Annotated in this window: 18 protein-coding genes; 9 read left to right on the top strand and 9 right to left on the bottom strand. The window is 44.0% G+C overall.

The features are described 5' to 3' along the window. Positions 1–213: 213 nt before the first annotated feature. From MSG35_RS14370 to nagA, 3 genes are all read right to left on the bottom strand, one after another. On the bottom strand, positions 214–1,800 hold the full coding sequence (locus MSG35_RS14370) for a cation:proton antiporter family protein (RefSeq protein WP_248384386.1): 1,587 nt from the start codon (positions 1,798–1,800) through the stop codon (positions 214–216). An 84-nt stretch (positions 1,801–1,884) separates the two neighbouring features. Then, on the bottom strand, positions 1,885–3,099 hold the full coding sequence (locus tag MSG35_RS14365) for an ROK family protein (protein WP_017062194.1): 1,215 nt from the start codon (positions 3,097–3,099) through the stop codon (positions 1,885–1,887). 2 nt (positions 3,100–3,101) lie between these two features. Then, on the bottom strand, positions 3,102–4,238 hold the full coding sequence (gene nagA / locus MSG35_RS14360; protein ID WP_050651623.1) for an N-acetylglucosamine-6-phosphate deacetylase: 1,137 nt from the start codon (positions 4,236–4,238) through the stop codon (positions 3,102–3,104). 475 nt (positions 4,239–4,713) lie between these two features. Between nagA and nagE the strand changes: the two genes are divergently transcribed. Beyond that, entirely contained in the window at positions 4,714–6,273 is a 1,560-nt protein-coding gene (nagE, locus tag MSG35_RS14355) for an N-acetylglucosamine-specific PTS transporter subunit IIBC (RefSeq protein WP_048612171.1), read from the top strand. A 302-nt stretch (positions 6,274–6,575) separates the two neighbouring features. Continuing rightward, the gene (gene glnS, locus MSG35_RS14350) at positions 6,576–8,243 is read left to right on the top strand and encodes a glutamine--tRNA ligase (protein ID WP_017063407.1); all 1,668 of its coding nucleotides are present in this window, start codon (positions 6,576–6,578) and stop codon (positions 8,241–8,243) included. 148 nt (positions 8,244–8,391) lie between these two features. Here the strand turns inward: glnS and fcrX are convergent, their stop codons facing one another. Beyond that, positions 8,392–8,841 (bottom strand): ferric iron uptake transcriptional regulator FcrX, encoded by a 450-nt coding sequence (gene fcrX, locus MSG35_RS14345; protein ID WP_048606469.1) that lies wholly within the window; start codon positions 8,839–8,841, stop codon positions 8,392–8,394. Positions 8,842–9,048: 207 nt separating this feature from the next. On the opposite strand from fcrX, the gene MSG35_RS14340 reads away from it, so the two are divergent. Beyond that, positions 9,049–9,555: a DUF4442 domain-containing protein gene (locus tag MSG35_RS14340; RefSeq protein WP_019820496.1), complete on the top strand. Its 507-nt coding sequence runs from the start codon at positions 9,049–9,051 to the stop codon at positions 9,553–9,555. A 96-nt stretch (positions 9,556–9,651) separates the two neighbouring features. On the opposite strand, the gene fldA is transcribed toward MSG35_RS14340, so the two are convergent. The 3 genes from fldA to MSG35_RS14325 all read right to left on the bottom strand — a co-directional run bounded on the left by fldA (position 9,652) and on the right by MSG35_RS14325 (position 11,332). Continuing rightward, positions 9,652–10,185 (bottom strand): flavodoxin FldA, encoded by a 534-nt coding sequence (gene fldA, locus MSG35_RS14335; RefSeq protein WP_010436745.1) that lies wholly within the window; start codon positions 10,183–10,185, stop codon positions 9,652–9,654. A 58-nt stretch (positions 10,186–10,243) separates the two neighbouring features. Beyond that, positions 10,244–10,462, bottom strand: coding sequence for a DUF2788 domain-containing protein (locus tag MSG35_RS14330; protein WP_004737900.1), 219 nt, complete (start codon positions 10,460–10,462; stop codon positions 10,244–10,246). Positions 10,463–10,570: 108 nt separating this feature from the next. Next, positions 10,571–11,332, bottom strand: a complete 762-nt coding sequence (locus MSG35_RS14325) for an alpha/beta fold hydrolase (protein ID WP_248384522.1) — start codon at positions 11,330–11,332, stop codon at positions 10,571–10,573. 93 nt (positions 11,333–11,425) lie between these two features. Between MSG35_RS14325 and seqA the strand changes: the two genes are divergently transcribed. Continuing rightward, positions 11,426–11,965 carry a replication initiation negative regulator SeqA gene (gene seqA, locus MSG35_RS14320; RefSeq protein WP_019820493.1) on the top strand — a complete coding sequence of 180 codons (540 nt, stop codon included), beginning with the start codon at positions 11,426–11,428 and terminating at the stop codon, positions 11,963–11,965. A 92-nt stretch (positions 11,966–12,057) separates the two neighbouring features. After that, entirely contained in the window at positions 12,058–13,704 is a 1,647-nt protein-coding gene (gene pgm / locus MSG35_RS14315) for a phosphoglucomutase (alpha-D-glucose-1,6-bisphosphate-dependent) (protein ID WP_019820492.1), read from the top strand. 121 nt (positions 13,705–13,825) lie between these two features. On the opposite strand, the gene MSG35_RS14310 is transcribed toward pgm, so the two are convergent. Then, positions 13,826–14,584: a DUF1853 family protein gene (locus MSG35_RS14310; RefSeq protein WP_248384384.1), complete on the bottom strand. Its 759-nt coding sequence runs from the start codon at positions 14,582–14,584 to the stop codon at positions 13,826–13,828. A gap of 90 nt (positions 14,585–14,674) precedes the next feature. On the opposite strand from MSG35_RS14310, the gene MSG35_RS14305 reads away from it, so the two are divergent. Then, positions 14,675–15,433: a Nif3-like dinuclear metal center hexameric protein gene (locus MSG35_RS14305; RefSeq protein WP_048606455.1), complete on the top strand. Its 759-nt coding sequence runs from the start codon at positions 14,675–14,677 to the stop codon at positions 15,431–15,433. 395 nt (positions 15,434–15,828) lie between these two features. Here MSG35_RS14305 and MSG35_RS14300 read toward each other — a convergent pair whose 3' ends face one another. Further along, complete coding sequence (locus MSG35_RS14300; RefSeq protein WP_017630646.1) at positions 15,829–17,118, bottom strand: citrate synthase; 1,290 nt, start codon at positions 17,116–17,118, stop codon at positions 15,829–15,831. 417 nt (positions 17,119–17,535) lie between these two features. Here MSG35_RS14300 and sdhC point away from each other — a divergent pair, with 417 nt between their 5' ends. From sdhC to sdhA, 3 genes are read left to right on the top strand one after another with little or no spacing between them, the layout of a single operon-like run. Beyond that, positions 17,536–17,928, top strand: a complete 393-nt coding sequence (gene sdhC, locus MSG35_RS14295) for a succinate dehydrogenase cytochrome b556 subunit (protein WP_017061948.1) — start codon at positions 17,536–17,538, stop codon at positions 17,926–17,928. Beyond that, entirely contained in the window at positions 17,922–18,269 is a 348-nt protein-coding gene (gene sdhD, locus MSG35_RS14290) for a succinate dehydrogenase, hydrophobic membrane anchor protein (RefSeq protein ID WP_010436768.1), read from the top strand. Before sdhC ends, sdhD begins: the two co-directional genes overlap by 7 nt. After that, complete coding sequence (gene sdhA, locus MSG35_RS14285; RefSeq protein WP_048606450.1) at positions 18,270–20,036, top strand: succinate dehydrogenase flavoprotein subunit; 1,767 nt, start codon at positions 18,270–18,272, stop codon at positions 20,034–20,036. Positions 20,037–20,040 lie beyond the last annotated feature (4 nt).

The raw sequence follows: 20,040 nt of genomic DNA, 5'->3' as shown, positions 1-20,040 counted from the left end.
CCAAATCAACTGCATTCAATTTGCCATTCTGGCTAAAAAAAGCAACCGGATGTGAGCAAAAAAATAATATAAAGGGTGTTCTGTTAGAAATTATCTAATTTTTACGTGTTTTTGGTGTGTGATGTTTAATTGCGGTTGTTTTTTTAAACAAAAACCTCTCAAAAGTGCGAAAAATAGGCAGTTTTGAGAGGTTTAGTTGAACACCGTCTAATACTAGATTTTATTGATGTTTGGGTTTAACTGTTCGCAAACGTGGCGAGCAAAACCACTACCAGCCTCGCTGTAAATGTTAAATGCCGCATCAACGCCATTCTCTTTCAGTGTTTCGAGTTGATCGGGATATTCAGCAATCGCGGCAATTTGGCCTTTAAAGTTACGTGACTTTAATTGTTCTAAAGCGGTTTGATTACCTTGGTGGTGAGGCATTGCCAAAATTACCAATTTTACGTTTGCTGTATCTAAAATTCGCTCCCAGAAATCTGGGTCAGTCGCGTCGCCAGAAATCACGTTTCTGCCATGGCTTCTGTGGTTGTGCGCGGCTTCTTCACGCACTTCGACACCTAGGCTGACTTTGCCGTAGCGAGAGCGTAATTCGTCATAAGCACCAGTACCAATTCGGCCCATACCTAGAATAAGCACTTGTGCACGACCTGGGTCAATTCGCTTATCACGTCGGTGAAGCTTTTCTGACGCATGCTCTTTTAGCCATTTACCTGACTGCTGATAAAGCTTGTGACCAGCTCGGTTTAAAGGTGCTGCGATTAAGAACGACAGTGAAACAGCAATCGCCACAGCCACCAAAATGTCGCCTGACATCCAGCCCATCTTGAAGGCGAGACCACCAACGATGAGGCCAAACTCGCTATAGTTAAACAGTGATAGCGAGGCAAGTAGAGACGTTCGAACACGGAACTTGAAGCGGTTGAGTACCAAGAAGTACAGAACACCTTTCACTGGCAGCATCAGCAAGAACAAGATTGCGAGCATAAAGCCTTGAATGGTTGGTTGCTCTGACAAACCAATGTTCAAGAAGAAACAGACAAGGAAAAGTTCTTTAAGGTTAAACAGCGACTTTGATAATTCTGAGGCTTTTGGGTGACCAGCAAGTAACATACCTAGAACAAGAGCACCCAAGTCTGGTTTCACACCAACCAAATGGAATAAACCAGCACCGACGACTAATGCGAAGAATATGCCGGAAAGAACCAGCATCTCACCGTGACCAACCCAATCGAGCACTTTGTAGAACAGTGGGCGTAATAAGGGTAGGGCAAACAGAGCAATCGCATACCACTCAGGTATTTTGCCCGTAGAAGCCGTTAAGAATACTACGGCGAAGATATCCTGCATGACCAAGATACCAATCGCTAACGTTCCGTAGGTCGCATTCATTTCGCCTTTCTCTTGCAGAGTCTTAACCGCAAATACGGTACTAGAGAATGAAAGAGCAAAACCGAGCAGAACGATCTGTTCTACCGACATGGCAGTTAGCGATGAAATACCTAAGAACTTAAAGCCAAACAGGGCGACGGCGAAAAACAGAGTGGATAAAAGGTTGTGGATTGTCGCGCCAGCCCAGATCTCTTTAGAGAGTAGAGTTTTGATATCGAGCTTTAAGCCGATAGTAAATAGAAGCAGCGTGACACCAAGGTCAGCTAAAGTAATGATGGTGTCATTGGTTTCAAAGCCAAAGGCAAAAAGCCCAAAGCCTGCAACCAAAAAACCAACTAATGGGGGAAGGTGACACTTTAAAGCAATAAATCCTGCGATAAACGCAGTGGATATTAATATAAGTTCCATAACTTGTTGTTGTAGTTCCCTAGCTTAAAAAAACGGGCCGTGTTTATACAAACACGGCCCGCGGAAAATCAGAATTGTTTTTCTCTAGTCTTCGAGAAGCTTCTGCAGTAACACGCCGTTGAGCATAGCGCGCTTAATCATGGCAAAAGCTCCCATCGTAGGATGTTTATCGATCTGTGATGCTACAATAGGCAAGCCGCTATGGAAAGTCGTTAACGACTGATTCTCTACATTGCGCTTAATTGCAGGGAAAACAATCTCTTGTGCCTTGGTAATATCACCAGCAATGATCACTTTTTGAGGGTTAAATAAGTTAATCGTCATCGCGATAGCCTTACCTAACTGGTTTCCTACTCGAACTAAGCTTTGCTTGGCTAGCTCATCACCATTAATCGCGTGGTCACAAACATCTTGAATCGTAATATGCTCAAGCTCTGTTAAAGAAGACTCATAGCCTTGTTTAATCAGCTTCTGCACGCGTTCAACGATAGCTGGGTTTGCCGCTACGGTTTCAAGACAACCGAAGTTACCACATTGGCATTGCTCGCCTAGCGGATCAATTTGGATATGACCAATTTCACCCACATTACGGTTATGACCTAGGAACACCTGACCATTAACGATAATACCTGCACCTGTACCACGGTGAACACTGACCAAAATAGAATCTTGGCTGTCTTTACTTGCACCGAAGTAGTGCTCAGCAAGCGCCATTCCTCGAACGTCATTACCAACAAAACAAGCAACATGGAATGTATCGCGAATAATGTCGCTTAATGCGAGGTTATCGATGTCGGTATTCGGCATGTACTCAACAACACCGGTCGTTGGATTAACTAAGCCTGGAAGCGTGACACCAATAGCAATCAGTTGGTCGATCTTTGGCTGATGCTCAGCAATGAAAGCTTTGAGGTTATTGACCAAGCCTTGGGTAAGGTCTGATTGGTCTGAATAATTCAGGTCTTGCTGTTGGAAAGCCAATTCACGACCACCAAGGTCATGCAGGCTTATTTGAATGTAGTCTCGACCTAGGCGCACAGCGACAGAATGAAAAGGTTCTACTTCTGTGGTTAGGGAGATAGCGCGTCTACCGCCAGTAGACGCTTGCTGCGCAACCTCTTTAATTAGGCCGCGCTCTAAAAGTTGGCGGGTAATTTTTGTAACACTTGCCGGTGCGAGTTGGCTTACATCAGCCACTTGTATACGACTGATAGGCCCTTGTTGGTCTATAAGTCGGTATACTGCCGCACTGTTTAGTTGTTTAACTAAGTCTACGTTACCTATTTGTCCGCCATTCATACTTAATTGTGCTCGTATTGTCCGTTAACAACAGTCGCTTTAACGTTAAAGTCTCGGTCAAATACAGCTAGGTTTGCAACCATGCCTTTTTTGATTCGACCTAGCTTGCTTTCTACACCGATAGCCGCAGCTGGGTATAGCGTAGCCATGCGAAGAGCTTCGTCTAAAGCGATACCAGCGTGCTCAACTGTATTCTGAACTGCTTCAATCATAGTCAGAGCTGAGCCGCCCAGTGTGCCGTTTTCATCAACACACTTACCATCACGGTAATATACTTTCTTACCGACAAAAATAAAGTATTCCATGTCAGCACCTGCAGGAGCTGTGGCATCCGTCACTAATACCAACTTTTCTCCCTTGATTTTATGCGCAATTCTGATGTTTGCGTAATCAACGTGGAAGCCGTCGGCAATAATGCCCGCATAAACCTCAGGAGTATCGTAAATCGCACCAACAACGCCAGGCTCACGACCAACCATCGGCGTCATTGCGTTGAATAGGTGAGTGGCGAACGTGATACCAGATTCGAAACCTTGACGCGCTTCTGCGTAAGTTGCGTTGGTGTGGCCGATAGAAACCACAACGCCAGCTTTGTGCAGGCGTTCGATGTGTTCAGGGTCGTTAAGTTCTGGAGCCAATGTTACTTTTGCAACAAGGTCACGGTTCTCACAGATAAGCTCAATCATTTCGTTGTCAGATTTACGAATGTGATCGACGCTATGGATGCCTTTTTTCGCAACGTTCAGGTAAGGACCTTCAAGGTGCAGACCTAAAGATTGGTTTTGGTATTGGTTATGGTATTCACGAGCTGCCGCAATAACCGCACGCATATCTTCGTCTGAAGACGTGATAAGCGTTGGCAGGAAGCTAGTACAGCCAGATTTCAGGTTTGCTTTGTGCATGATCTGCATGGTTTCTGCAGTGATCTCATCGTTAAGCATCACACCGCCACAACCATTCAGTTGTAGGTCGATGAAACCTGGGCTTAGGTTTGCTCCGTCTAGGTCGCGAACCTCGATTCCTTCTGGCAATTCAGAGATAGGACAGACTTTTTTGATCAGTTCGTTTTCGATTACAACAGCATGATCGGTTAGAACATCACTACCAGTGTAAATTTTACAGTTACTTAGCGCGTACATAGTCAGCTAATCCTTATTTCGTGAGATCTTTTAAATTCGTTCGTTACCTAAATGTGGACTTAGTTTGCGAGCATCATTTACGTAACGATTTATCTTTTATGGGCAAACGGCTTCAAAATGGGAAGCGATTTAAGTTGTTGAAAAACATATGAACAATTGATTTTTATTATACATTTAGGTTCATCAATAATGATTATTCACGGTGCTCTATAAGCCCGGAGATACCATCTTTTTGCCTAATGATTAGATTTGGATTTTATCCATAAATGTTCATTTTTTTGAATGATAAAATAAGTTTTATGATCTCGCTAGCAAAAACCTCTGGATTTGGTAAAAACTGGTGATTAGGATCACAAATGGTAAGGTTTTAATTTGCGGAGCAAAATTAATTGAATACACTGAATAGGACTAAATTGAGCGACTAAAATAAGTTTCTCAAACGAATTCTAAAAAATCCTATAGGGGGAAACAACTGGTGAATATTCTAGGATATGCACAGAAGCTTGGTAAGGCGTTAATGCTACCAATCGCAACGCTTCCGATTGCGGCGCTTCTTTTACGTTTAGGTCAAGGCGATCTACTTGATATTCCATTCATGGCGCAAGCTGGTGGTGCTATCTTCGGTAACCTACCATTGCTCTTTGGTCTAGGTATCGCGATTGGTCTTTCTAAAGACGGTAACGGCGCAGCGGGTCTTGCTGGTGCAGTTGCTTACTTCGTACTAACTGCTACAGCAACGACAATTAACGCAGACGTTAACATGTCATTCTTCGGCGGTATCTTCGCAGGTATCATCGCAGGTCACTCTTACAACGCTTTCCACGCGACACGCCTTCCAGAATGGCTGGCTTTCTTCGCGGGTAAACGTTTAGTACCTATCATGGCCGGTCTATTTGCACTTGTTGCAGGTGCTGTGTCTGGTGTGGTATGGCCTGGTGTTCAATCTGGTCTAGACGCACTTGCTCATGCAGTATCAACGTCTGGCGCTATCGGCCAATTCGTTTACGGTACTCTTAACCGTGCACTTATCCCTGTAGGTCTACACCACGTATTGAACTCATACTTCTGGTTCGGTATGGGTACATGTCAAGAAATCATCGTTGCTGGTCAAGGCGCATTCGCTAACATCACTCAACTTTGTGTTGACCCAGCACTTGCTAAAACTCTAGTTGTTGGCCAAGAGCACACATTCACATTCGCGAACTCTGTAACTCCAGAAATCACTACTGTAGTTAAAGAAGTGACTGAAACTGTTAAATCTGGCGACCTACACCGTTTCTTCGGCGGCGATAAAGGCGCTGGCGTATTCATGAACGGTTTCTTCCCAGTAATGATGTTCGGTCTACCAGGTGCTGCACTTGCAATGTACCTAGCTGCTCCTGCTGAAAAACGTAGCCAAGTTGGTGGCGCACTATTCTCAGTTGCATTCTGTTCATTCCTAACAGGCATCACAGAGCCGCTAGAATTCATGTTCGTATTCCTAGCTCCTGCTCTATACGCAATGCACGCTGTATTTACAGGTCTGTCTCTAGTAGTTGCTAACATGTTTGGTACTCTGCACGGTTTCGGTTTCTCTGCTGGTCTTATCGACTTCGTATTGAACTGGGGTCTAGCAACTAAACCATTCGTACTACTACTAATCGGTCTTGGCTTCGGTGCTCTATACTTCTTCACTTTCTCTTTCGCAATCCGCGCTTTCAACTTGAAATCGCCAGGTCGTGAAGATGATGACGAAGCTGTTGCTGCTCCTGCTGGCGACGCACCAAAGGGCGACCTTGCACGTCAATACCTGAAAGCTCTAGGTGGTCACGACAACCTAACTTCAATCGACGCTTGTATCACTCGTCTACGTCTAACTCTTAAAGACCGCTCTGTTGCAGATGAAGTTGTTCTTAAGAAACTAGGTGCTAAAGGTGTGGTTAAACTAGGTGAAAACAACCTACAGGTTATCCTAGGCCCACTAGCTGAAATCGTAGCTGGCGAAATGAAAGCTATCGGTGCAGGTGAAGACCTATCTGATGTAAAACTTCCATAGTAAGGGAAGTACTTAATTAAGATGTAAAGTTACTCTTAAGTAAGTGTCAAATTGAAAGCCTCCCACATGGGAGGCTTTTTTGTGTCTGCAGTTTAAGACCAGCGAACACGGTTCGTTCTATTCTTCATCGAATAGTAGAAATAATCGCAATTAACGGACGGTTCTTATTGTGCAAAGGCTAAGAATTGTGGATGATTAGCAACAATGATCTTTCTATCTTTGACTGGCGCTATAAGCGACCGTTTTCTTGGAGACGAAAGATAACTTTCTCTGACAATACTAAATACATAGAGGTGCTATAGATGAGTGAAGCTGAGGCTCGTCCATCGAATTTCATTCGCCAAATTATTGATAAAGATTTAGCGGATGGTACACACAGTAGCGTGCATACTCGTTTCCCGCCGGAGCCAAATGGCTACCTGCACATTGGTCACGCTAAATCTATTTGCTTGAACTTTGGTATTGCTCAGGACTACCAGGGACAATGTAATCTTCGTTTCGATGATACAAACCCTGAAAAAGAAGACGTTGAATACGTTGAGTCAATTAAGAATGATGTAAGCTGGTTAGGCTTCGAATGGTCTGGTGATATTTGTTACTCATCAAACTACTTCGATACGCTTTACGCTTATGCTGTGGAATTAATTAATAAAGGCTTAGCGTATGTTGACGAGCTAAGTCCTGATCAAATCCGTGAGTACCGTGGCACGCTAAAAGAGCCAGGTAAAGCGAGCCCATACCGTGACCGCAGCCCTGAAGAGAACCTAGCGTTGTTTGAAAAAATGCGTGACGGTGGCTTCGAAGAAGGTAAAGCGTGTCTACGTGCTAAGATCGACATGAGCTCTTCGTTCATGGTTATGCGCGATCCTGTTATCTACCGTGTTCGTTTTGCTCACCACCATCAAACGGCTGACAAGTGGTGCATTTACCCAATGTACGACTTTACTCACTGTATCTCTGATGCGCTGGAAGGTATTACGCACTCTATCTGTACGCTTGAATTCCAAGACAACCGTCGTTTGTACGATTGGGTTCTAGATAACATCACGATTGACTGCCAACCTCGTCAGTACGAGTTTAGCCGCCTGAATCTTGAATACACAGTGATGTCTAAGCGTAAGCTGAACCAACTTGTGGTTGAAAACCTAGTTCAAGGTTGGGATGACCCACGTATGCCTACTATTTCTGGCCTACGTCGTCGTGGTTTTACTTCAAGCTCGATTCGTGAATTCTGTAAGCGTATTGGTGTGACTAAGCAAGAGAACATGATTGAGTTCGGTTCACTTGAATCTTGCATCCGTGATGATCTGAACGAAAATGCACCTCGTGCAATGGCTGTTCTGGATCCAGTTAAGATCGTTATCGAAAACTACGAAGCAGATACAGTAGAAACGCTAACGGTTGCGAATCACCCAAACAAGCCAGAAATGGGTACTCGTGAAGTACCATTTACACGTGAAGTTTGGATTGAGCGTGATGACTTCCGTGAAGAAGCAAACAAAAAGTACAAGCGTTTGGTTCTAGGTAAAGAAGTTCGTCTACGTGGCGCTTATGTGATCAAAGCCGAACGTATCGAAAAAGATGCAGAAGGCAACATTACGACTATCTTCTGCTCTTACGACAATGAAACATTGGGTAAGAACCCTGCAGATGGCCGCAAAGTGAAAGGCGTTATCCACTGGGTATCTGCTGATAAAGCGCTGCCTGCTGAGATTCGTTTGTACGATCGTCTATTCACAGTGCCAAACCCAGCCGCTGCTGATGACTTCGCTGCAACGCTAAACCCTGAATCACTTGTTACGCTAAATGGTTTTGTTGAACCTAGCCTAGCAGAAGGTGTGGCAGAGCAAGCGTACCAGTTTGAACGTACAGGCTACTTCTGTGTGGATTCGAAAGACTCTAAAGCAGATGCACTAGTCTTCAACCGTACGGTTGGTCTACGTGATACTTGGGGTAAAACTGAAGCTTAATGCTTGAGTATTTAGTTTGTTAAAAACGACCCAATAAAAAACCGGCTTAGAGCCGGTTTTTTTGTGTCTGAATAATATGGGATAAATATTGGAGATCGTACTTATGTAGGGCCATATAAAAAACGCCGGCCTAAGCCAGCGTTCTGTATTACTTCTTCGCTTTATGCGCGTCTGGATTGCCTTTGCAATCTCCGCTAATGCTTTTGCCGTACAAGTACAAACTGTGGTTTGTTAGTTGCACGTTGTAACGCTGAGCAATCTCTTTCTGTCTTTCTTCGATGATGTCATCAGAGAATTCGATCACTTCGCCACAATCTAAACATACAAGGTGGTCGTGGTGGTGCTGTGTAGAAAGTTCAAATACAGACTTGCCGCCTTCGAAGTGGTGACGAGTTACAATGCCAGCGTCATCGAATTGGTTAAGTACTCGATAAACGGTTGCAAGACCGATTTCTTCACCTAGGTCGATCAGCTTCTTATATAAATCTTCAGCACTAATATGTTGGCAGTCTGGCTGTTGTAATACTTCTAAAATTTTGAGCCGTGGAAGGGTCACTTTAAGACCTGCATCTTTTAGCGCTTGATTATTGTCTGACATATACTTTCCTGTTGATGATCTGCAGCAATTAACAGAATTCAATATTAATACCATTATAGTTTAGTCAGGCATAACAATAAACCACGAACTTCAAAGGGTTACTTACTGACATCACAATCTGTTTTGTAAATTGGAAGTATCTCACTTATAGTGGAGGTACGACCAGTCAAGGTGACGGTGTTTCTGATATGAACATGGAATGTTGTTATGAATAAGCAACTCGCAAAAATATATAAACCCAACATTGTAAAATTTGCTCTTAATATTTGGCCTCCCTTTTGGGGAGCGGGTATTCGAATAGCCCACATTAGCGCTGACTTTAGAGTTGTTAAGACAGTACTTAAGCTACGCTGGTGGAATAAGAACGCCAATCGTACTCAATATGGCGGCAGTATCTTTTCTCTTACCGATCCCGTTTACTCATTGATGTTAATGGGAATTTTAGGTGAGCGATATTATGTTTGGGATAAAGAAGCGAGCATTAACTTCATCAAGCCGGGGCAATCGGACTTGTATGCAGATTTTGAGATAAGCCAAGGGCAGCTTGATGATATCTATCGTCAGACACAGCTCGGTGAAAAGTGTTTCCCCGAATTTATTATTCACGTGAAAGATAAGCAGGGTAATGTGGTTTCAGAAATTCAACGCACCCTCTATGTAAGAAAGAAGCCGCAATTTAGAGATGACGATGAAGCACTAGAAGCTGAGTGCTAATTAATAGATTTTAAATAGCAAAAAACCTCCTATAAGGAGGTTTTTTCATATCTACATAATGGTTATTAATTGTAACAATTAACAACCACTAGAGAATTAGTCTTCTAGCTCTGCTAGGCACATCTCTTCGTGGATTTGTTTAACCCAGTTAGATACGCGCTCATCAGTTAGCTCAGGTTGACGGTCTTCATCGATACATAGACCAACGAATTGGCTGTCATCGCCTTCAACTAAACCTTTCGATGCTTCGAATTCGTAGCCTTCAGTTGATGTGTGACCTAGGATAGTACCGCCTTTCGCTTCAACGATGTCACGGATAGTACCCATAGCATCACAGAAGTATTCTGCGTAATCTTCTTGGTCGCCACAACCAAAGATAGCAACAAGCTTAGTTGAGAAATCAATAGCTTCTAGCTCTGGGAAAAAGTCATCCCAATCACATTGTGCTTCGCCGTAGTACCACGTAGGGATACCAAGCAGCAGTAGATCGAAGTTATCGATATCTTCTTTGCTGCTTTTTGCAATGTCTTGAACGTGAACGAGCTGTTTGCTCAATTGCTTTTGAATCATCTTAGCAACAGCTTCAGTGTTACCTGTATCGCTACCAAAGAAGAGACCTACACTTGCCATAGAATCATTACCTTTCATTTTGTCTGTTGTCGGTGTAATAAAGTTCGGAAGAGAATCGTTAGATCCCAGTTCCTTCCCAGCTTAGTTGGATTATCCCTTTGGCGATAAAACCCGCACAGCCAAGGAAAAGTACTAACCATACGATGCGACGACCAAATGGAGGAACATTTCCCTGCTTGAGAACGTCCTTAATTGCCATACCGATTAAAAAGAAAATCGCGGCAAACAGGAGATCTAAACCAACAGATTCGATGATGTTCATGTAGTCGTAAAGCATGGGAACCTTATATACCAATTTTGCTTGGGCGCACTATATCACTGTTGTGAGATAAAGTTAATCTGCAGTAATTACACAGCTCTCATTTATCTGCACGAAAAAGCGCAGTTAAGCGATGAATTTTCTAATTGCTCTAAGTACTTCTGCTGGTTTTTCAGCATGCAGCCAGTGACCTGTGTTGGCAATGACATGCGCTTTTGCGTTAGAAAATTGCTGCTGAACGGCTGCTTGATGTTCTGCGGTGAGGTAATCTGAATCCCCACCTTTAATGAGCAAGGTTTTGACCGAGGTTTTCTCGATCGGTTCCCAACCAATAATATGTGGGTAGTTGCTCAATAACGAAGCAACATTGAAGCGCCACTCCATAATGCCTTGCTCTGTTTTGAACAAAGATTTGGTTAAAAACTGGCGAACGCCATCGATCTCGATATGTTTTGCGAGAATCTTGAGTGCGTCTGAGCGTGAAGTCGGTTTTTCTTCTATCACGGCTTGTAGGCCTGCGAATACGTTGTCGTGGCGACTTTGAGTGTACGCGACTGGCGCCATATCCAAGACAATCAATTTATGCAGTGCAAGATGCTGTGTCAGTGCCATCGCTACTTTGCCACCCATCGAGTGACCAATCACTGTGACGTCTTCTAACTTAAGATCATGCAGCAGTTGAGCCACGTCTTGTGCCATCGCTTGATAGTTATGAGTGTCACTATGGAAGGATTGACCGTGGTTGCGGAGATCGATACTAAGTACCTGATGATCGGCTTTTAGATCCCTAGCGAGCAAGCCAAGGTTGTCCAGATTACCGAATAATCCATGGATCAAAACAATGGTGTGACCCTCACCTTCAATTTTATAGTTGAGCTGTACTGACATTTTTATCTTATTCATGGTGGGTTTGACGTAGAGTATCCGCGCGGATCTCGCTATAATCCCCCAGAGTTTAAACATTGAGATTGTGAAAAGCGAATGAAAACAATTGAGGTTGATGAGGACCTATACCGTTTTATTGCGGGTCAGACAGAACGTATTGGCGAAAGCGCTTCAGATATTCTGCGCCGCTTGTTACAGGTTGATAGCCAAGGCATGGCTCCGATCGAAGAGATCGTTGAGCCAAAAGGTATCGTTGTTAGCAAAGAGGTAGGCTTTACTCCAGAGAAGTTCGATGGCGTTAAAGAAATGCGCTCACTACTAATATCAGATGAGTTTGCATCACTAAAGAAAGCCATTGATCGTTTCATGCTTGTGTTATCAACACTGCATAAAATCGACCCTTTAAGCTTTTCAGAAGCAACTCAAGTAAAAGGCCGTAAGCGCGTTTACTTTGCAGATAACGAAGCGACGTTGCTAGCAAACGGCAACACAACTAAGCCTAAAGCTATTCCACAAAGTCCTTTTTGGGTTATTACTAATAACAATACAAGCCGAAAAAGACAGATGGTTGAGCAGCTTATGAGCCGCATGAGTTTCCAAGCAGAATTGATAGAAAAAGTAACAGGTTCAATTTAACGAAATCTGATTTAAACCTCATAATATCCATGGATAAGAAGATATTATGAGGTTTTTTTGTTTTTAAATTTTATATATAAGGATGTCGAAAAATGGCTATGCACCCTCGTGCTGGGCAGAAAGCTCAGCAGGAAGATCTTCATAATATCCCGGCTTTAGTTGCTAACTATTTCTTACAGCAACCGGATGCTACGAACCCAGATCATAAAGTACTTTTCGGTACTTCAGGTCACCGCGGTACAGCAGACAAATCAACATTTAACGAAAATCACATTCTAGCAATTGCACAAGCGGTTGCTGAAGTTCGTGCCGAGCAAGGTACAACTGGCCCTCTTTTCTTAGGTAAAGATACACACGCTCTATCTGAGCCTGCGTTCTCTACGGTTATCGAAGTGCTTGTAGCGAACGGTGTTGAAGTTATTATTCAAGAAAACAACGGCTTTACTCCAACACCTGGTATCTCGCACGCGATTCTTACGCATAACTTAGTGAATGACAAAAAAGCCGATGGCATTGTTATCACGCCTTCACATAATCCACCTCAAGACGGCGGTATTAAATACAACCCGACACACGGTGGCCCAGCTGAAGCTGAACTGACTCAAGCGATTGAAGACCGTGCGAACGTGATCATTGCTGAGCAAATGCAAGGTGTTAAGCGTACGCCGATCGCACAGGCTAAACAGTCTGAGCTAGTAAAAGAAGTGGACCTGGTTGCGCCATACGTTGCTGATTTGGTTAACGTTGTGGATATGGAAGCGATCCAGAAAGCAAACATCAAGATTGGTGTTGATCCACTGGGTGGCAGCGGTATTGATTACTGGCGTCAAATTGGTAAAGCGTACAATCTAGATCTGACTCTGGTAAGTGAAGCGGTTGACCCTTCATTCCAATTCATGTCTCTAGATAAAGATGGCGTGGTTCGTATGGACTGTTCTTCTCCATACGCAATGGCAGGCTTACTGGCGCTTAAAGACGAGTACGCTCTAGCGTTTGGTAACGACCCAGATTACGATCGCCACGGTATCGTGACACCTAAAGGTTTGATGAATCCAAACCACTTCTTAGCGGTTTGTATTGATTACCTATACCGTAACCGTGAAGGTTGGGGTAAAGACGTTGCTGTTGGTAAGACACTGGTATCAAGCGCATTAATTGACCGTGTTGTTGCTGACTTAGGTCGCGAACTTTGTGAAGTGCCAGTTGGTTTCAAATGGTTCGTTGATGGTCTATACAACGGCCAGTTTGGTTTTGGTGGTGAAGAGAGTGCAGGTGCTTCTTTCCTACGTAAAGACGGTACGCCTTGGTCAACAGATAAAGATGGCCTGATTCTTTGCCTACTTGCGGCTGAGATCACTGCTGTGACGGGTAAGAACCCACAAGAATACTACGAAGAGCTTGCCGCTAAACACGGTGAATCTAAGTACAACCGTATTCAAGCGGTAGCAAATGGCGCACAAAAAGACGTGCTGAAGAAACTATCTCCAGAGATGGTTTCTGCTGAGACGCTGGCTGGTGATGCAATTACTGCACGCTTAACACACGCTCCAGGTAACGGTGCTGCGATTGGTGGCTTGAAAGTGACAACTGAGAACGGCTGGTTTGCTGCTCGTCCATCAGGCACTGAAGACATCTACAAGATCTACTGTGAAAGCTTTAAGGGTGAAGAGCACCTGAAAGCAATCGAAGCAGAAGCTCAAGAGATTGTTAACCAAGTATTTGCAGCCGCTGGCCTATAATCGAATCTCGATTACTAGAGTTGCTACGTAAATAGAAGAAGGGTTGATGTGAAAGCATCAACCCTTTTTATTTGTGTTGGTTTCGTATAATTGGGAAAGGTAACTGAGTTAGCTCAGACGACTAACCGTGTGGCCAGCTTTGCGGCATCACAAACCAGAATTGCCCCGACTTTGTTTGCCCATGGACGAAGCGATCACCGAACTCGGTGATAGGCTGACTGCTGAAATCATCCGTACCAGCTGCCCATTGCTCTTTGGTGAGAGGGTAGAGCGCTTCAGTGATTAGATGAGCTTGGTCTTGATAGCACCAAAAGCCGTTAACTTGGCTCGAGTTGATGTCATAGCCCAAGCATTTTGTCGGTACGTTTTGCTCTAAGAATGGGTTGGTATATAGACGGCCTTGCATCAGTAAGTGCTTTGAGTCGACATCGATTTCTGGATATTGCTCAACAAAGGCGGCAGAAGAGGACATTTCGAGTTGGTGGCTGAGCATCCTGTCGAGTTTCTTATCTAATTGGTCGTGAGAGTTGGGGCCAAACCATGTTTGTTCATGGAGTAGATAAAATTTAATCGCCACTTCCCAATGTTCCAGCTTTTGGCCGCTTTCTTCTTCAAGAATAAAGTCGATTGCACCAAGAGTTCTGCCTTCCACATTGATCTGAATCTCGTCGTGCTTTATCGAGTAATTCGGTGAGGCAGCGATCACTTGTTCGCATAGATATTGGTAGAGGAAACCTAATCTAGGATTACCATCATAAGTATGTGATGAGTTGATGGCATGGTGGCTAGAGAATGCACTGAGATCCGAAATCGGAGGTTTGATTTCTAGTAATGGTGGTGAGTCGATGACCCATTGGTAAAAACGTTGCAGTGCTGTCATCTCTTCCTCATAAACTCATCGTGGGGCTTTCGACATTCTACCCGTAAATTGATATAACGACGTTATTATAAAGGTAAGCTGGAAAGAAAAATGAATAACTTACAATTAGAAAAGCTACTTAACGAAAAACTGCAGCCACAGCAGATTAAAGATTACTGTCCTAATGGTCTTCAAGTTGAAGGTGCAACAGAAGTGAAGCGAATCGTTACTGGTGTGACAGCTTCTCAAGCCTTGATTGATAAAGCGGTGGAACTGAACGCAGACGCTTTGTTAGTCCATCATGGTTTTTTCTGGAAAGGCGAGTCAGAAGCCATTCGTGGCATGAAGGGCAAGCGCATTCGTACCCTGATTAAAAATGACATCAATCTTTTAGGTTATCACTTACCGCTTGATATCCACCCTGAACTTGGCAACAACGCAAAATTGGCAGAGTTACTTGAGATAGAAGTCGAAGGCGGTTTGGAAGGGCACCCACAATCGGTTGCTATGTTTGGTAAATTAAAAGCGCCAATGACAGGTACTGAATTTGCAGCAAAAATCGATCAAGTTCTGAATCGTAAACCACTGCATATCGCTCCAGAAAACCAAGACAAAATGATTACGACTGTCGGTTGGTGTACCGGTGGCGGCCAAGATTACATTGAGTTAGCGGCTTCTCAAGGTATTGATGCATTTATCTCTGGTGAAATTTCAGAACGCACTACTTACTCAGCACGTGAGCAAGACATTCATTATTTTGCTGCTGGCCACCATGCGACTGAGCGATACGGTGTAAAAGCGCTAGGTGAATGGTTAGCGAAAGAGCATGGTTTGGATGTTGAGTTTATTGATATCGATAATCCGGTATAAGAACAGATGCCAGATAAGGGATACGAGTCGAGAGTATGCATCATTTTCTAGAATTGAGCAGGTAACCTGTATAGTTGATCTGCTCGCTTAAGAAGATCCCCAACTCACTCGTCCCTCGCTCTTGGGGATGACGAGTAACTATAAATTTGTATCCTTTGATGAGGCGGGCTAATTAGAGCTCTAATGGACTCTACTTAGAGAGTTCATAAGTAATTCGTCATTTCCTAGACTGACGGAGGAAAGAGTAGGGAATCCCTGAAAGCTTGTCGATGCAATTAATGAGATCCCCAACTCGCTCGTCCCTCACTCTTGAGGATGACGGAGTTAAGGGCATATAAAAGAAAAGGGGTTGATGTTCTCACATCAACCCCTTTTAACATTATGATTTATTGCAACTATTCACGTTCGTGAAGTGCTTTAAAGTCACGTTGTTCTTCACCAGTATACAGCTGACGAGGACGACCAATACGGTTCGTCGGATCGCTGTGCATTTCGTTCCAGTGAGCAATCCAACCGATGGTACGAGACATCGCGAAGATTACTGTAAACATAGATACTGGAATACCGATTGCTTTCAGAATGATACCTGAGTAGAAATCTACGTTCGGGTATAGCTTCTTAGAAACAAAGTACTCATCAGAAAGAGCGATACGCTCAAGTTCCATTGCTACGTCTAGTAGTGGATCTTGGATGTTTAGCTCTTTAAGTACTTCGTGACACGCTTCGCGCATTACTGTTGCACGTGGATCGTAGTTCTTGTAAACACGGTGACCGAAGCCCATCAAACGGAATGGGTCATCTTTGTCTTTTGCTTTCGCAACGTATTCTTCAATGTTATCTACGCTACCGATCTCTTCAAGCATGCGCAGACAAGCTTCGTTTGCACCGCCGTGAGCTGGGCCCCAAAGTGATGCGATACCTGCTGCGATACACGCAAACGGGTTAGCACCAGATGAACCAGCAAGACGCACTGTAGACGTAGAAGCGTTCTGTTCGTGGTCAGCGTGTAGAGTAAAGATTTTATCCATTGCACGAGCAACGATAGGGTTCACTTCATACTCTTCACATGGGTTTGCAAACATCATGTGTAAGAAGTTTTCTGCGTAGCCTAGGTCGTTACGTGGGTAGATAAACGGCTGACCGATTGAATATTTGTAACACATTGCAGCCAGTGTTGGCATTTTTGAAATCAGGCGGTATGCCGCAATTTCACGGTGTGTATCGTTGTTGATATCAAGTGAGTCGTGGTAGAACGCCGCTAAAGCGCCTACAACACCACACATTACAGCCATAGGGTGAGCGTCACGACGGAAGCCGTGGAAGAAACTAGCGATTTGCTCATGCACCATAGTGTGACGTGTCACGGTAGTCTTGAACTTTTCGTACTCAGCTCGAGATGGGGCTTCACCGTAAAGAAGTATGTAACATACTTCTAAGTAATCAGCGTTATTGGCAAGTTGGTCAATTGGATAACCACGATGTAAAAGGATACCTTTTCCACCGTCAATAAAAGTGATTTGAGACTCACAGGATGCAGTGGCAAGAAAACCAGGGTCAAAAGTGAAAAAACCATTAGAACCTAGTGTACGAACATCGATCACTGGAGTACCAAGTACACCTTCTGTAATCGGCAGCTCGATTGGCGCTTGACCTTCAATGTGAAGGGTAGCTTTCTTATCCGCCATAACAATCTCCTTTGTTTATTATTTAATCCGTCCAGGATGTTTATGTGCCATTTTTTTACTGGTCTTACGTGGGAAAGTCAATTTTTCTGAAGCTTTGTGTGCACTTGTTAGTGTTTTTTACATTAAATTCGTTAAAAATCTGGTCTGTGTAGCATTATTTGTTACATCAATTGTATTAGAATGTTGCCAGCCGTATAGTGGCGCTGAAAAGTTTGGTTAAAACCTTATAAATGCAAGGCTAAGAAGAAATGTGAGGTGTCTTTCTTAATCGAGCAGTTAACAATTATTTTACAATTATCTAAGGCTCAACTTCAGTTATTTGTTAAGTTAATGTTAAATTTTGAAGGTTTGCAATCAAATTTTGTCCATAACAATATCATAAGGTTATTTAATGACCATAATGCTCAATGGAGCTGAGTGAGCAAGCCCGTGAAAGAAAGAAAGACAAGACCTGTTAATTTAGATTTACAGACCATCCACTTTCCAATCACAGCAATAGCTTCCATCCTACACCGTGTGTCTGGGGTGATAACTTTTGTCGCGATTGGAATTTTGCTTTGGTTACTATCCATTTCCCTCTCATCCCCAGTAGGCTTTGCCGAAGCTAGCGACATTGTCGATGGTTTCTTCGTGAAGTTTATTCTGTGGGGCATTTTAACCGCTTTGGCTTACCACATTGCTGGTGGTATTCGTCACCTTCTTATGGACCTTGGTCACTTTGAAGAGCTGGAATCTGGCGCTAAGAGCGCTAAGGTTGCATTCGCAGCAACAGCGGTATTGTCTCTACTAGCGGGGATCTTAGTATGGTAAACAACGTTTCTACTTTTGGTCGTAATGGTGTCCACGATTATCTATTGATTCGTGCAACTGCCATCATTATGACGCTTTACACTATCTACCTAGTCAGCTTCTGTGCTTTCTCTGGTGATATCTCTTACGCATCTTGGACGCAATTCTTTGGTGGAACCTTCACTAAAGTCTTCACCATGTTAGCGCTTACTTCTGTTTTGGTTCACGCGTGGATCGGCCTATGGCAAGTACTAACTGACTACATCAAATGCGCAAAACTGCGTGTTGGTCTTCAAGTCGGTGTTGTTGCAGTTCTTCTTGGATATTTCTTCTCTGGTCTGTTTATTTTGTGGGGTGCGTAAGTGACTATTCCTGTTCGTGAGTTTGATGCCGTAGTTATCGGCGCTGGTGGTGCAGGTATGCGTGCCGCACTGCAAATTTCTGAGCAAGGCCTTTCTTGTGCATTGCTTTCTAAAGTTTTCCCTACTCGTTCTCATACGGTTTCAGCGCAAGGCGGCATCACTGTTGCTCTTGGTAACGCGCATGAAGACCATTGGGAACAACACATGTACGACACCGTAAAAGGTTCTGATTACATCGGTGACCAAGACGCTATCGAATACATGTGTAAAAACGGTCCTGAGTCGGTAATCGAACTTGAAAAAATGGGCCTACCTTTCTCTCGTTTTGAGAACGGTACTATTTACCAGCGTCCTTTCGGTGGTCAATCTAAAAACTTTGGTGGTGAGCAAGCGGCTCGTACCGCAGCTGCAGCCGACCGTACTGGTCACGCTCTGCTACACACGCTTTACCAACAAAACATTAAACACAAAACGACCGTTTTCTCTGAGTGGTATGCACTGGATCTTGTTAAGAACGAAGATGGTGCAATCTTAGGTACTACTGCGCTTTGTATGGAAACGGGTGAGGTTTGCTACTTCAAAGCGAAGGCAACAATCCTTGCTACCGGTGGTGCTGGTCGTATCTACGCATCAACAACCAATGCACACATTAACACTGGTGACGGTGTTGGTATGGCTATTCGTGCTGGCGTTCCTATGCAAGACATCGAAATGTGGCAGTTCCACCCAACGGGTATCGCTGGTGCAGGTGTATTGGTAACGGAAGGTTGTCGTGGTGAAGGTGGTTACCTTCTTAATAAAGACGGCGAACGCTTCATGGAACGTTACGCACCAAACGCTAAAGACTTAGCGGGTCGTGATGTTGTTGCTCGTTCAATGATGGTTGAAATTCGTGAAGGTCGCGGTTGCGATGGCCCTTGGGGTCCACACATTAAGCTTAAGCTTGATCACCTAGGTAAAGAGACGCTTGAATCTCGTCTTCCTGGTGTATGTGAACTTTCTCGTACCTTTGCTCACGTTGATCCAGTGAAAGAGCCAATCCCAGTAATCCCGACATGTCACTACATGATGGGTGGTGTTCCAACACAAGTTTCTGGTCAAGCTATTAAGCAAACCGAAGACGGCAGCGATGTTGAAATCCAAGGTCTATTTGCTTGTGGTGAAATCGCATCAGTATCAGTACATGGTGCTAACCGTCTAGGTGGTAACTCACTGCTTGATTTAGTGGTATTTGGTCGTGCAACAGGTCTACACCTAGGTGAGACACTGAAGAAGCAAGACGAAGCGAAGCCTGCAACTGAAGCTGACATTGAGCGTTCACTAGAGCGTTACAACCGTTGGGAAAACAGTACAGATGGCGAAGATCCAGCGCAAATCCGTAAAGATCTTCAGCAATGTATGCAGAACAACTTCTCGGTATTCCGTGAAGGCAAAGCAATGGCTGAAGGCCTAGAAGAGCTAAAAGCGATTCGTGAGCGTCTGAAGAATGCACACCTATCTGATAAGTCTACAGAGTTCAACACTCAACGTATTGAGTGTCTAGAGCTTGAAAACTTGATGGAAACGGCATTCGCAACCGCTGTTGCTGCAAACTTCCGTACAGAGAGCCGTGGCGCACACGCTCGATTCGATTTCCCTGACCGTGATGATGAGCAATGGCTATGCCACTCACTTTACAACCCAGAGTCAGAGAGCATGACTAAACGTGGTGTAAACATGGAACCTATCCATCGTGAAGCGTTCCCACCAAAAGCACGTACGTACTAAGGAG

This window comes from Vibrio sp. 1CM23M (assembly GCF_023161755.1).
Lineage (GTDB): Bacteria > Pseudomonadota > Gammaproteobacteria > Enterobacterales > Vibrionaceae > Vibrio > Vibrio coralliirubri.
This window is presented reverse-complemented; position numbering and strand designations above follow the sequence as displayed.

Coding starts and splice junctions, on each gene's coding strand:
- MSG35_RS14340 (WP_019820496.1), top strand. CDS start 9,049: ATGAATAAGCAACTCGCAAAAATATATAAACCCAACATTGTAAAATTT.
- MSG35_RS14305 (WP_048606455.1), top strand. CDS start 14,675: ATGAATAACTTACAATTAGAAAAGCTACTTAACGAAAAACTGCAGCCA.
- pgm (WP_019820492.1), top strand. CDS start 12,058: ATGGCTATGCACCCTCGTGCTGGGCAGAAAGCTCAGCAGGAAGATCTT.
- MSG35_RS14330 (WP_004737900.1), bottom strand. CDS start 10,462: ATGCTTTACGACTACATGAACATCATCGAATCTGTTGGTTTAGATCTC.
- MSG35_RS14300 (WP_017630646.1), bottom strand. CDS start 17,118: ATGGCGGATAAGAAAGCTACCCTTCACATTGAAGGTCAAGCGCCAATC.
- sdhD (WP_010436768.1), top strand. CDS start 17,922: ATGGTAAACAACGTTTCTACTTTTGGTCGTAATGGTGTCCACGATTAT.
- MSG35_RS14325 (WP_248384522.1), bottom strand. CDS start 11,332: ATGTCAGTACAGCTCAACTATAAAATTGAAGGTGAGGGTCACACCATT.
- glnS (WP_017063407.1), top strand. CDS start 6,576: ATGAGTGAAGCTGAGGCTCGTCCATCGAATTTCATTCGCCAAATTATT.
- fcrX (WP_048606469.1), bottom strand. CDS start 8,841: ATGTCAGACAATAATCAAGCGCTAAAAGATGCAGGTCTTAAAGTGACC.
- seqA (WP_019820493.1), top strand. CDS start 11,426: ATGAAAACAATTGAGGTTGATGAGGACCTATACCGTTTTATTGCGGGT.
- MSG35_RS14370 (WP_248384386.1), bottom strand. CDS start 1,800: ATGGAACTTATATTAATATCCACTGCGTTTATCGCAGGATTTATTGCT.
- fldA (WP_010436745.1), bottom strand. CDS start 10,185: ATGGCAAGTGTAGGTCTCTTCTTTGGTAGCGATACAGGTAACACTGAA.
- MSG35_RS14365 (WP_017062194.1), bottom strand. CDS start 3,099: ATGAATGGCGGACAAATAGGTAACGTAGACTTAGTTAAACAACTAAAC.
- MSG35_RS14310 (WP_248384384.1), bottom strand. CDS start 14,584: ATGACAGCACTGCAACGTTTTTACCAATGGGTCATCGACTCACCACCA.
- nagA (WP_050651623.1), bottom strand. CDS start 4,238: ATGTACGCGCTAAGTAACTGTAAAATTTACACTGGTAGTGATGTTCTA.